Annotated in this window: 1 protein-coding gene; it reads right to left on the bottom strand. The window is 73.0% G+C overall.

Going from position 1 to position 13,474, the window contains the following annotated elements:
* On the bottom strand, window positions 1-13,162 hold a 13,162-nt coding region (locus tag B0E53_RS24325), incomplete at its 3' end, for a hypothetical protein (RefSeq protein WP_246835567.1).
* Window positions 13,163-13,474 lie beyond the last annotated feature (312 nt).

The following is a 13,474-nucleotide window of genomic DNA, read 5'->3' as shown; positions in this document are numbered from 1 at the left end:
TCAACTCATGCCCATACGCACGAGACGGAAGACCCGCAAGCCAATGCAACTGAGTGATCCGACCCTCAGCGCCATCCCCACTCACATAGACGTTGTGGCTGTCCTTCAGGTCACTGTCGTACCGGCTGAGCCGAACCACCGTCTCCGCGGCCGGATCGAACACCACCGCCACCGCCTGCGACCCACCCTGCGACCCCAACCCCGCGTTGGTCTGCACCACCCACTGCTCAACCGCACCCAACGTGGCCCGAATCGCGTCCTCCGCCACGTTCGCATCCGGCACCAACCGAAGACGGAACACCACCGTCCCCGACTCACCACGCTGCACCCAATGGTCGACGTGGACCCGAACCCCCGCCTGCTCCCCCGCCGTCACCACCCGGAACGGACGCCCGCCCTCGTCCCCCGGCGTCGGCACGAACTCCAGCGGCGCCCGACCCCGCCACGTGAACCGATCCGACTCCACCCGCGTCATCTCGCCCCACGAAGGCAAACCCTCCGCACTGCGATACGACACACGCCAACCACCATCAACCCACACCACCGACGGCTCCACCCCAGCCGCCCACTTCGACGACGGCACCTCTTTCACGCCGCCCCGGGACGAACCCTCCGCAGGACCCCACGTAGACGCCGCCGCACCCCCCGGCAGCGACACGTCACCGCGTACCGCACCGGCCACGCCCGCTGAAGGGTCCGGCTCGACCGGCGGGGTCGACGTCGACGTGGTCCGCGCTGCCACGTCCACCTGGCGCGCGAGGGCCGACGGGTCACGGGGGCGGTCGGTCCCGTCCGGTGTCAGGACGATGTACCAGATGTCGTCCGCTCGGGCGTCCTCGCCGGCCCGGCCCTTGGCCCAGGTGCCGAGCATCTGCATGCTGCCGGTGTGGATCTGGTTGCGGGCGGGTTCGTACCAGTGCAGTTGCGTGGTGGGCAGGACCACCCCGGCGGCGGCCGTGGACCCGGCCACGGCCAGCACCCGGGCACCCGGGCGCTGGTCAGCCGGCAGTTCACGGGTCGGTCGGCCCACGGTGAACCCGAGCCCGGGGACGGCGTCCAGCATGTCGGCGAGCATGTCGGCGCGGTGCTGCGGGATGTACGCCAGCCAGGCGGCGGCCACGGCGTCGGGGCGGCCGGTCTCCACCGGTCCGGCCGGCGGCGTGCTGGTGGGCTCCGGCCAGGCCCTGGTGTCCAGGCCGTCGGCCAAGGCCCGGAGGCCGGCGGCGTCGACCGGCGGGACGGCCTGGGTGACCCACCGGTGGGCCAGGTATCCCTGGTGTCGGTTCAGGTTCTCCACCAGGGCGGCCACCGCCGTGGCGAAGTCCTGCCGCGACTCGATCTCCGCCTCGTGCAGGATCTCCAGCCGGGAGTTCACGTCGGGCCGACCCCGGAGGGCGGCCAGGTCGTCCTGGACGCGCTGCGGCAGCCGCCGCACGGCGTCGTCGAGGGTCTCCGGGCGACCGGTGATGTCCAGCCGCACCACCTCTCCACCCGGGTAGGCGAGGTACGGCGGCTCGGCGCTGATGCCGCCGTCGACCCGCAGTTCGACCCGGACCGCCAGGGCCGCGGCGAGGTCCCGGGCCAGTTGTACCCGGTCCCGTTCGTGTACGGCGGTCTCGTCCGCCGCGGCGGTCGCGGCGTTGTCGGCCTGCCGGGTCGGGTCGGTGCTCAGCACCACGCGCGCCGGGACCGTGCCGCCGTGCCGGGTGCGTACCGTGCGTTCCAGTTCCGGGATGACGGACCGGCCGTGGCCGGAACGGGCGATGTCGGCCAGCGCCGTGTCCACGTCCACGACCGGGGTGCCGCGCGGGACCGGCGGGACCGACAACGCCATCGCGTCCACCTGCTGTTGCGCCTCGTCCCGGGCGGCCTCGCGGGCGGTCCTGGCCTCGTCGAGCATCCGTACCGTGTTGGTGTGCGCCTGCGCCGAGACGTCGCGGGCCCGGAACTCCTCGCTCGCGGTCTCGACCTGCCGGCGCAGGTCCGGCAGCTCCGCGCGGACCCGGTCGAGATCCGCTCCGGCCTTGCGGAGGTCGCCGGTGGCCTTATCCAGCGCCGTCCGGGCCGCGTCCAGTTCCCGCCGCGCCTGGTCGAGCTCTGCCCGGGCGGCGGCCAGCCGTGACTCGTCCTGGCTGGTGGCGGGGTCGTCGACGGTCTGCCGGGCCGCTGACTCCAGCCTCTCCCGTCGCGTCACCTCCGCTTCGAGTTCCGGCATCGCCCGGTCGAGGTGGTCGATGTTCGCCTCGAGCCGGGCCCGTTCGCCTTCGGCCCGGGTGACGGCGGTCCTGGCGGCGTCGAGCGACGCCTCCGCGACGGCCCGGGCACCGTGGGCGACGGCCTCGTCCCGGCGGGCCTGGCGGAGGTCGTCGACGGTGCGCTGGAGTTCCTGGGTGGCCTGCTGGAGGCGCTCCCGCGTCACCTGCCGCACCCGGGCCACCTCGGCGTCCGAAGCGTCCGAAGCGTCCGAAGCATCCGGGGCCGGATCGGGATCCGGTGTCGTGGTGAACAGCCGGTCAGCGACGTGACGCAGTGCCGGCCCACGGGTGCCGGTGGCGTTGTCAGCGAGGTTGCGGATCGTCTCGGCCCACTGTTGCCGCTGCGGCGCGGAGAGGGTCTGACGCGCGTCCCGCACCAGCGTGGTGACGGCGGCGTCGGCGATGTTCAGGCCGGCGAGCGCGTCGGCGGTCAGGCGCAGGATCGCCGCGTCCACGGCGTCGACCGGACCGTCGAGGGTGGCGGCCAGGTAGCCGAGGGCCGACACGGCGGCCGGGTCGGCTACGTCCGGCCGGGCCAGCAGGTTGGTCAGCAACTCCTGCCGCCCGGTCGGCGCTCCCCGCAGCGGGTTCGGGGTCCCGGCCGCTGCCGACGCCGGCGGGGTGGGGCCGAGCAGGTACCGGTATCCGTCGTCGAGGTGGCCGTAGCGGGCCAGGGTGAGCAGCGCGTCGCGGGCGGCGAGGTCGACGTCGTGGTGGGGCAGTCCCGCCCGGCGGATCTGAAGGGCGCTGTGCGCCCGGTCGGAGAGCAGCTCCGTCCCGTGGCTGTCGAGGAAGGTGCGGGAGTCGTCCCAGTTGTCGATGGCGAGCCACTCGTCGAGGGCGGCGGTGACCGGGGGCATCGGATGGTGCACGACGTCGGCCGGCGGCAGTGAAGTGTCCGCCGTGCCGGCCCAGGTGGCGGCCGGTGGGGGCAGCGCCGGGATCAGGTCGGCGGCGGTGGAGACGTCCCGCCACGCGTGGGCCAGGTCGGTCGCGGTCGTCCCGGACGCGGTCACCGCGGCGGCGAGCGGGGCGGCGTCGTCCGGGGTCAGGCGCTTGAGCAGCCTGTCGACCGGAAGGTACCGCCCCCGTTCGTTGACGTCGAGAACGTGGCGTAGCGTCGCCGCGTCCCAGCCGGCTGCCGTGGGCAGCTCTGCCAGGGCTTGCAGGGTGTCCGGCCAGTTCTGCGGGGGGTTGATGGTCTCCACGGCGGAGGCGATGGCCCGGAAGGTGTCCAGTGCGCCGACGGCCGGGTCGAGGACGGCGGCCACGGCCCGCAGGATGCCGGCGTCGGAGACGGCCTCCGGCTCCGGCCGGGGGCGGGTCACCCGGGGGTCGGCGTCGACGAGGTCCGCCAGCGCCCGCAGCCCGGCGGGGGCGGTCGGGTCGATCGGGTCGATCGGGGCGGTCGGTGTCACCGCGGCCACCGCGTCGGCGAGCACGCGGTGCCGGGCCGCCGCGTCGGCGGCGTCGAGGTAGTCGTACGCGGCGGTCAGTTGTCCGGCACGGATGGCGTCGAGCAGGGCACGGTGCCGGTCGAGGACCGGATCGCCGGCGGGTGCCGGGGTCGTCTCGGGCTGGACGGTTTCGGGCTGGGCCGGCGCGGTCGGGGGTGCCGCCGGCCGGGCCTGCTGCTGGTCCTGCGTCAGCCGCGCCGCGGTCGGGTCGGCGCGCAGCACCGAGAGGTTGTCCTCCGCGAACTGCCGGGACGCCGCCCAGTCGCCGTCCTGGAGCAGCCAGCTCGTCAGCACGTCGGGCTCCACGAGGATGACGGTCTTCGGCGTGGCGTTTTCGCTGACCACCGGGAGTGCGGCGAGGGTCACCGCCTCCTGGAACTGCGCGGCGGTGAGGGTCCGCTCGGCCGTCCCGAGGGCGAGCGGGTCGTAGAGCCGGTAGGTGCCGTCGGCGTCGACACGCGCCGCGAAGGCACCCTGGGGGCGGGTGATCCACAGTCGGGTGCCGGGGCGCAGCGTGGCGGGCACCTCGGGTAGTGGCCCGGTGGTGGTCCATCCCGGCGGCAGGACGGGAGCCAGCAGCCGCCGCGCCTGACCGGCCCGCGTCTGCGGGCTGTCGGTGTCGTGCCGGGCGACGTGCGCCCCGAGCGGGTTCGCCGATCGGGTGGGCAGGCCCTCGGTGATCCACTCACGGGTCAGGTCGTCGGCGTCGGCACGGGCCTGCCGGATGTGCGTCTCCAGCTCCGGACCCAGCTCCGCGGCCGCGTCCATCTGAACCGGGGTACGTTCCAGCAGCCTGCGGTAGATCTCGCGTTGCTGCGGCGCGCCGATCGCGGCACTGAAGGCCCGCAACTTCAGATCCCGGTCGAGCCCGTGGATCACCTCGACAGCCGTGACCGGGGCGAACGTGCCGTCCGGCCCCTCCCGCAGTTCGACGATCCAGCCCTGCGGGTCGATCCGGTACCGGCTGGCCGCGCCCTGGTCGTCGGTGACGGTCAGGTCGAGGTGGGTCTTCAGCTCGAACGCCACCACCCGGGCCACCGTGCGCGGGTCCTGGGCGAGCAGCTCCACCTCCTCGGGTGGGGTGACCGACGCGGGGCCCGGCGGCAGCACCGCCTGTACCCGCTCGACGATCTGGGGGATCCGCTCGGCGAACTGCCGCACGTCGGCGGCGGACAGCGCGGCACCGACCGCGAGTTTGCCGACCCGGTTCTTCCAGGCGGTCAGCTCGGCGAGGTCGGCGGCGGCCTGCTGCGCGGCGTTGAGCCGCTGGAGGTGACCCACCGCCCAGTCCAGTACCACCTCGTACCGGAGGCGGGTCTGCTCGGCGGCACTGGCGGTGAGCCGGAGCGGGCTGACCGGGTCGTAGTGGTTGCCGAGCTGGTCACGGATCAGCAGAGCCACGTGCTGGGGCGCCTGGCCGGGGTCGAAGGTGCCGGCGTCGATGACCCGGCCGGCCACCGGGGCGGCGGCCATGCCCGCCGGGGTCGCGCGTTGCAGCAGACCCTCCAGACCGATCGAGGGCGCGTCGCTCGCTGGTACGGGCCAGCCGGCCGGGTTGTTCGCCTTCCAGTCGTACCGTTCGGAGAGCCCGCGCTGGAGCTCGTGTACCTCGTCGGCGAACATCTCGTAATACCCGTCGCCGCTCACCCAACCGGTGCCGGGGGCGTCGTCGGCCTCGAATTGTTCCGGCCCGATCGGCGCCAGGCCGGCGTCGCGGTGGAACGCGCTGTGCTGGTGCGGGACCGCGACGAAACGCGCCAGGGTGCGGATCCGGACCAGGTACGTCCGCCCCTGCATCTTGAGGTGGTTCTCGAGCCGCTTGGTGTCGTCGAAGGTGGCGCTGTGGCTGGCCGGCGCGTTCCGGTTCGCGCCGGTGGAGATCCCGCCGGTGGCCGTCGTGTCCTCCTGCGGGCCGATGTTCGTCTTCCCGATCGGCGCGCCGTAGGCCATCCCCACGTCGACGTTGGGCCGCCACCGGCTGCGCGACTGGGTGGCCGAGGTGGTGAACGCGAACTTGGCGTACCGGCCGGTGCCGGTGGTGGCGAGCTCGCTGATGATCTCCAGCGAATGCAGCTTGACGTACATCCGCATGGCGACCCGGTTGTTGGACGCGCCGGCGACGAACAGGTGCGAGCCGAGCAGGTATCCGCCGTCGTCCAGCCCTTCGGAGAGGTGGTTGTCGACGTTGAGCCGGGACAGCAGGCCGTCGAGCGCCACGCTGCCCCGGTACAGCGGGGCGTTGGCCTGCGGGCCGAGCACGTTGCCCATGAGGTGCCGGGCGGCCGGGTAGAGGTCGTCGACCAGGGCGCCGCTGACGTAGGCGTCGCCGGGCAGCGACGGCAGCGCGCGCAGGTCCAGCTGCGGCGACCGGGGGACGGGGGTGGCCTCGGCCAGCCCCCGGGGCACCTTGAAGTCGATCCGCCCCTCGTAGTGACGGGTCAGCACCGGCTCCACCGGCGCGAGGGAGATCGAGTCGGCGAAACCGGCGGGCGCGTGGTGCAACGTCCAGTCCGCCGCGTTGTTCAGGGCCGTCAACACGTGGTTCACCAGGTAGCTCGGCTGCCAGCCGTGCATCTGCACCCGGCTGAACTTCATCATGAGGCCGATGAGGGCCCTGGCCCGATAATGCCCCGTCCAGTCGTATACGGTCCGTTCCCGGACGACCTGCGCGGCACCCTTGACGCCGCGCCCTCCCCCAGGCGCGAACGACAGCGACCCGGCGGTGGACACCGGGACGCCGTCGACCGAGAAGCCGAACCGGGCCGGCGTCAGGTTCCAGCCCAGCGCCTGTCCGATGATGCGAGCGGTCGCGCCGTAGGCGTGCTCGTAGTTCTCGATGCCGTAGTCGGCAACCCAGTCGGTGTACCAGGGCAGGTCTTTCAGGATGGCCGAGATTTCCAGCTTGAACATCTGGACCGCCACCGGGTTGCGCTGGTCGACCAGGTAGAACGACACGCCGTTGTAGCGGTGCAGCATGTCGGCGAACACGATGTTCGCGCGCTGGCCGGCGAGCGTGGACTGGAGCGTTTCGAGGCCGCCGGGCAGCGCGCCGACCACCGACTCGTCAGGCGAGACCATCAGCACGCCCCAGCTGGTCCCCGCCCCCGGCCAGTTGTCGTGGCTGGCCCCGAGCAGCCCGGGCCGGCCGGCGTCCACCAGTTCCCGAACGGCGTCCAGCACGGTCGTGGTGGGGCGCGGCCCGCCGTCCGCCGGGGCCGGCCCGGTGAACAGCGTCAGCTCGTCGACGCCCGCGTGGCCCAGCGTCCGGTCACCGGTCCGGGTCAGGTAGGGCGGCATGGTCAACGCGCTGAACGGGTTGGCGTTCGGGTCCAGGGTGATCCCGAATTCGGTGGCGAACCGCTCACGGCGGCGCGGGTCGAGCACCGCGCCGCGCTGGGCCAGGTCCACGTGCCGGTCGGCGAGCGTCAGCGCCCACGTCTGGACCCGGTGCTGGATCAGGTACGCGCCGAGGTCGGGCAGACCGCCGGCCACGCGGTCGGCCAGCTCGCCACGCCACCGGCTGAGCAACCCCGCCACGGTGTTGCCGCTGAGCACCAGCTCACCGCGGGACCACCGGCCCATCGCGTCCACCAACTGCACATCGCTGACCGGCAGCTTCCCGGCCGCGTACTGCGCCAGGGCCTCCGCCTCCGGCAGGATGAACAGCATCGTGCGGTCCCGCAGGTCGGCTCCGGGTGGCACGCTGACCCGGCTGGCGACGAACCCGACCTGCGTACGGACGCCGGCGCGGACGTTGACGTCGAATTCCGCCACATAGGCGTACCCCAGGCCGAAGGCCAGTTTGAGCATCTCAATGCCGCCGACGCGCTTGGTCTCGACCGTCTCGCTCTTGCTGACCCGCACGCCCGCCGACTCGCCGAAGCCGACGTTGACCGGGCCGAACTTGCGGCTGAGGCCGATGTTGGGCAGGTTGAACGCCTTCGCGAACGACTCGTGGGCGGCGTTGACGGTCTCGGCCAGGCCCAGCTCGATCTTACCGGTGACGTACTGGTCCGGGGTGGCGCCGACGAACTGCACCCTCCGGATCCGGGGCACCTTGACCGAGAGCGCGGCATTGGTGTTCGCCCAGAAGCCGGGCTCGACCAGGGTGGTCGCGCCGTACTGGCCGAGCATGGCCTCCATGAACCGCGCCTGGAAGGTGACGTGGTTGGTCAGGCTGGCCACCGGCCCGGTCATCGGCCGGCCGGCCAGGGTCAGGTCCCGCGGCAACTGGTTCTGCGCCGCGGCGCGCAGGCCGTGCGCGTCGACGAAGTACACGATGCCCTGGTGGAGCGCCGACGGTGCGACGTCGCCGGGGGTCACCTCGCTGAAGGTGGCCGGGTCGGAGTTGAACTTCAGCAGCGCGGCGTGCACGTTGGCGGGGATCAGCTCCGGCGAGACGATCGGGGCGTCCCGGTCGCTGATCCGGACCACGTAGCCCAGGTCGTACGGCGCGTTGACGAACATCACCCGGCCGCCGTACTCCTTCAGCTCCGGCCGGTTGACCACGCGGGTCACCCGCTCGGCGGCGCCGACGTTGCGGCTCACCGACCCGCCGAGGAGTCCGACGGACCGGACATCCTTGACGCTCGGCGGCAGCGCGGTGTTCACCCCGCCCTCCACCGACCAGCCCTGGTTGCCGCTCGCGCCCTGGCCGGCGATGCCGAGCGACATCCCGAGGGTGACCGTGCTCACCTCGTCGCTGAGCCGTTCGAAGTGCACCGAGTTGCCGTCCGCGTCCACGTCCGCGGTGATCCGGGGGATCGCGAAGACGGTCACCTCGGCGGTATCAATCACCGCGTTGCGCCAACTGTGCAGGGTGAAGGACATGCCCGCCTCCGGGGCGGGCGGGTCCTGGCCGACGACGAGCGCGGCGCCGTCCTGGACGAGCGAGTCGAAGTGCGACTCCAGGCCGTCGCCGCTCACCATCTTGTTGAACAGGTCCAGGTTGTCGATCGTGGCGTCGGTGTCGCGGTGGACGACCTCGTCGTAGGCGTCCCGCGCCCCGTCGACCATCCGGCCCAGCAGCGACCGTTCCTCCAGGGGCGTACCGGGGTCCGGGGTCGCCGGCCGGTTCTGCTCCCCGTGCGCCCACGGCCGGTCCCCGTCCGCCGGCAGGAACCCCTCACCGGCCAGCACCTGCATCAGACCGGCCCGGAGCCGCCGCACCGCCGGCTTGTCGATCCTCGGCAGGGCCTGACCCAGCAGACCCCGCCCCTGGATGACGTGCCGGGGCAGCAGGTTGCCGCCGGTGTCCTCCGGGTGCACGCCGGTGTTGCGCAACCTCGGCCGCCACTGGTCGTGCGGCACCGACCGCGGTCGTCCGCCTGCGGGCACCACCGCCAGGTCACCGTCCGCCAGACCGGGGACGGGATCGCGGGCGAAGGCGTCCGCGTCGACGCTGAACCCGTAGTCGAAGGCGTCCGGCTCGGACATCCGGAGCACCGCCGACCCGTTCACCACCGGCGTCGGATGCGGCCACTCGCGCGGGCGGCGGGAGGTGGACACCTCGGCGTGCCACTCGAAGGGCACCTCGTGGCCGACGGTCTGACCGGTGTACCGGCCGACCACGACGTTCAGCGACGCCACCGTGACGCCACCACCGTCGTTGCTGGTCCAGCTCATCCCCGCCCGGGCGGAGAGACCGAGCGTAGTGTTCTCCTTGTACGCCTGTGGATTGTCGAGACGCCCGGCCAAGGGCAGGTCCACCGCGCCACCGAAGGACACCCCGGCGGACTGCCCGAGGGTGAACTCGCCGCCCTGCCCCACGATGCCGGTACGCACCTGCTCGATGTGGGCCTTGTCGCTGCTGGCGCCCACCCGCGTGGAGCCGCCGCCGAGGCCCACCTGCACGGAGCCGCCGAGACGACGGCCGTACACCCGGATGCTGGCCGCCGCGTGCCCGTCGTCGTGCAACGTGAACGCGTAGCCCCGGGTCATCGCGCCGGCGTCGCCGTCCGTCTCCGGCGTACGCCGGTTGTTCACCGCCTCGTCGAAGTGCGTCTCCAGGTTCCACAGCTTGCGCTGCAACTCGTTGCGCATCGGGCTTTCGATGGACATGTCGAAGCCGTCGGCGCGCAGCCGGTCGATGATGTGGTCGTACAGCTCGTTGAGACCGGTGATGTTGCTGGCGGAGAAGAGCTCCGGCACCCGCGTCAGGTTGTCCCGCAGGTGCTCGGGCAGGTCGGCGACCACCTGCTCGCCGGCGCTCTCCAGCAGGTGGTCGGGGATCGCCACCACCAGCCGGGCCGGTTCCTGCCCGTCCGCCGGCTCCGGCAGCTCCACCGCCTGCCACGGCTGCCCGTCGCCGCGTACCTCGATCAACCACCCCGGCTCGTACGAGTAGAACGTCGAGTCCGCGCGGGTGTCGAGCACCCGGCCCTTCTCGGCGTCGATCAGGTAGGCGGACTTCTGGTCGACCTTGTTGAGGGTGGCGTTGAAGCGGGGCCCCCAGTGGGTCATCGGGCCGAGCGGCACGTCGACGTTGAAATCACCCCGCAACCGCATCGCCCGCGTGGTGGTGCCGTCGGACTGGCTGTGCGCACCGGTCTGGAAGACACCCTGGGTGAACTGGTTGGCGTGGAAACGGCCGTTCTCGCTCGTCCGGCCCTCGGTGTCGTCCAGCGACGGACCGGGCGCCTCCGTGTCGAACGAGCCGGCCGGGTTCGCCACCAGCCGCGGGTCCTCCGGCCGCAGGCGGGCCCGCACCTCGATGCCGCCCAGCGTGAACAGGAGGCCGTCCGCGGAGACCAACTGCGGGTAGTTGTTGAGCAGCCGCTCACGCAGCTGTTCCCACTCGTTGTCCCGCACGGTGACGCCCCGACGGGCCACCTCGGCGCGCAGTCCCTGCTCGATGCGGTCGACGTCCGGCAGGTTGGCCTTGGGATCGCCGAGCGCCAGCGCCCGCCGGTCCGGGGTGGCCGGCCGCGCCGGTGCCGACGCGGACGACCCGCTGGGATCGGGTGCGGCCGGGCCGGCGCTGGCCTCGTTACCGAAGACCCGGACGTGCCGGTCGGCCTCGGGAACACCGGACAGCAGCCGGGTGGCCGCGTCGGCCACCTCGCGCGGGATGGGACCGCCCCGGGACTGGATCACCACCGCCACCCCGGTCGCGGGGGCCGCCAGGGCGTCGGGGGAGAGCGTGTTCGGGCTGGTGCCGTTCTGCGCGAACAGGACGACCCCGGTCTGTTCCCGGACCGTCCAGCCCCGGTACACCTCGTACCCGTCGGTGGCGGACGGGGTCAGGCCCAGCGGACCGGGCTGCCGGGGCGGTGCCGGACGCAACGGCACCCGCCAGGCGTGCGCGGCGGCCGGGAAGGTCTCCTGCCCCCGGGCGTCGACCGGGATCAGCTCGTCGGCACCGGCGGGCTGCCGGCCCACCACGGAGACCGGCAGCACCAGCTCCAGCCGCCCGCCGAACCGTTCCCGCAACAGGTCCGCCACCCGGGCAGCGTCCACCGCACCGGACGGCGTGCCCGGGGTGCCGGTGGCCGGCGGCGCGACGAACACCTGGAGCGGGCCGGCACCCGGAGGAAGCCCTCGATGGACGGCCTCCACGACGGCGACCGGGTCGTCGACCGACTCGTCCACCACCAGCCGGGGCCGGTCCGGGCTGGTCAGGTCGGACCAGTTCAGGGTCGTGGCACCGGCCGGCGGCCGTGGACCGGCGTGGGCGAGCACCCCACCTGGAACGTGGCTCAACTGGACGCCGGCCGGCAGGCCGGACACCTCCGACGGGACGAGAGTGCGCCGGTCCAGCCCCATCCCGGAGGTGATCAGGTTCGTCAGCGCGGCAGCGGGCATGCCCCCGAAGATCCGACCGACCCGGTGACCCACCTCGACCGGCAGCGCAGTCGCTGCCCAGCCCAGGAAGACCACCGGCTCGGCCAGCCAGCCACCGGTGTCCGGCAGCAATCGCCGCGCCCTGTCCAGCTCGGTCGCCGGCCCGATCCACAGGTGGCTACCGCCGTCCCAGACCACCCAGCCGTCGCCGAGCCCGTACACGCCGGGCGACTGCTCGGGCAGGCCGTACGGGGCGGGCCGGCGCGGTGCGCCGGTGACCTCGGGCAGGAAGAGGTACCGCTCGGGCCGCCCGCTGAAGAAGGTCACCTCACCGTTGGCGTCCAGCGGCACGATCTGCGGGCTGGGCGTCGGCCGGTCCTCCAGCGCCGACCGGGGCACCGACAGCATCGCCAGGGACTGCGGTCCCAGTGCCTGCGCGGTGACCTCCAGCGCCCGGGCCACGGTGACCCGCTGGTCCTGCGGCCAGTGCAGGACGGCCATGGTGGCGTCCTGCGCCCGCATCCCGGCCAGCGCGGCACCGAGACGGTCCGGGTCGAGCACCGAGGAGTGCAGCAGGATGGCCGGGCCGGGGCCGGTCGGGGGCAACACCCGCGAGCTGATCGGGCCGGGTGCGGCGTCCCTGTCGTGCAGCAGCACACCGCCCACCGCGCGCTGGAGCCGCAGGTCGTCCGGCAGCCCCTCGGCCATCAGGACCAGCGGCGCGTCCGGGGAGGCGGCCAGGGGGACGACCTGCTGTTGACCGTCGTCGGCGGCCGGGGCCGGCGGTTGCGGGGTCGGCGCGACCTGCTGCGGGGGTACGGCCGACAGCTCGAGCGCCGCAGGGGTTTCCGGCACGAGCGCGTCGAAGTGGACGCCCGGTCGCTCCGGGTCGGCGGCCGATCGGGCCAGATTGACCGGGGTGCCCCCGGTCGGGCCGTACGCGCCCACCGGCCGCACCCCGTCCGGGGCGACCTGGGAGACCCGCATCCGGGCATCGGCCGCGTGGGCCAGCAGCGGTGCCAGGAACCGGCCGGCCGGGCTGTTCGACAGGTTCGCCCAGTCCTGCACGGCTGCCTTCACCGCGGCCAGTTCCCCGGAGTCGAGCTGGCGATCGGGGTCGGTCAACACCTCAAGCAGGTGACGGCCGGCGTCCGCCGGATTCACCCGCATCTCGTCGAGACGTGCCCGCGCGATGTCCGGGTTCAGGAGACCGGCCTCCACGAGTTCATCGACGCGCTGCTGCGCCTGGTCGGGGCTGAGCGCCGCCGCGTCCCGCTCGTGTTGCTGCCGGAAGGCGAGCCGCTGCGCGGTCACGTCCGCCGGCAACCGCCCCGCGTTCTCCGCCAGATAGTCCGACACGTGGCCCCGCAACAACTCGGTGACCCGGCCGAGCTCGGACCCCTGCGGCACACCGGTACGAACCGACTCGGCGACAGCGGCCCGTACCCCGGCCGGATCGGAGAGGAACTCCCGCAGGTCCGCCGGCAGCCGCGCGTCCAGCGCGGTGCGGACCAGGGCCGGTTCGGAGGCTACGAACGCGGACAACAGGTCACGACCGTCGCGGGGCACACCGAGCGGGACCAGAGCCGGCCGGGGCTCGACCGTGGGAGCCACATACGACGCAGCCGTCTCCCGGATCTGCTCAAGCTCCCAGACGGTGAACCCCACCTCGTTCAGATGATCATCACCCTCGCGCCTGGAACCCCTGAGCAGATCACCCGGCGAAGCATGATGCGGCACCCCAGCGAAATGCTTCAACTCATGCCCATACGCACGAGACGGAAGACCCGCAAGCCAATGCAACTGAGTGATCCGACCCTCAGCGCCATCCGTACTCACATAGACGTTGTGGCTGTCCTTCAGGTCACTGTCGTAAGGGCTGAGCCGAACCACCGTCTCCGCAGCCGGATCGAACACCACCGCCACCGCCTGCGACCCACCCTGCGACCCCAACCCCGCGTTGGTCTGCACCACCCACTG

The organism is Micromonospora sp. MH33 (assembly GCF_003013775.1).
In the GTDB taxonomy this organism is placed as follows: domain Bacteria; phylum Actinomycetota; class Actinomycetes; order Mycobacteriales; family Micromonosporaceae; genus Micromonospora; species Micromonospora fulviviridis.
The sequence above is the reverse complement of the archived record's forward strand: the minus strand, read 5'-3'. Positions and strand labels throughout refer to the sequence as shown.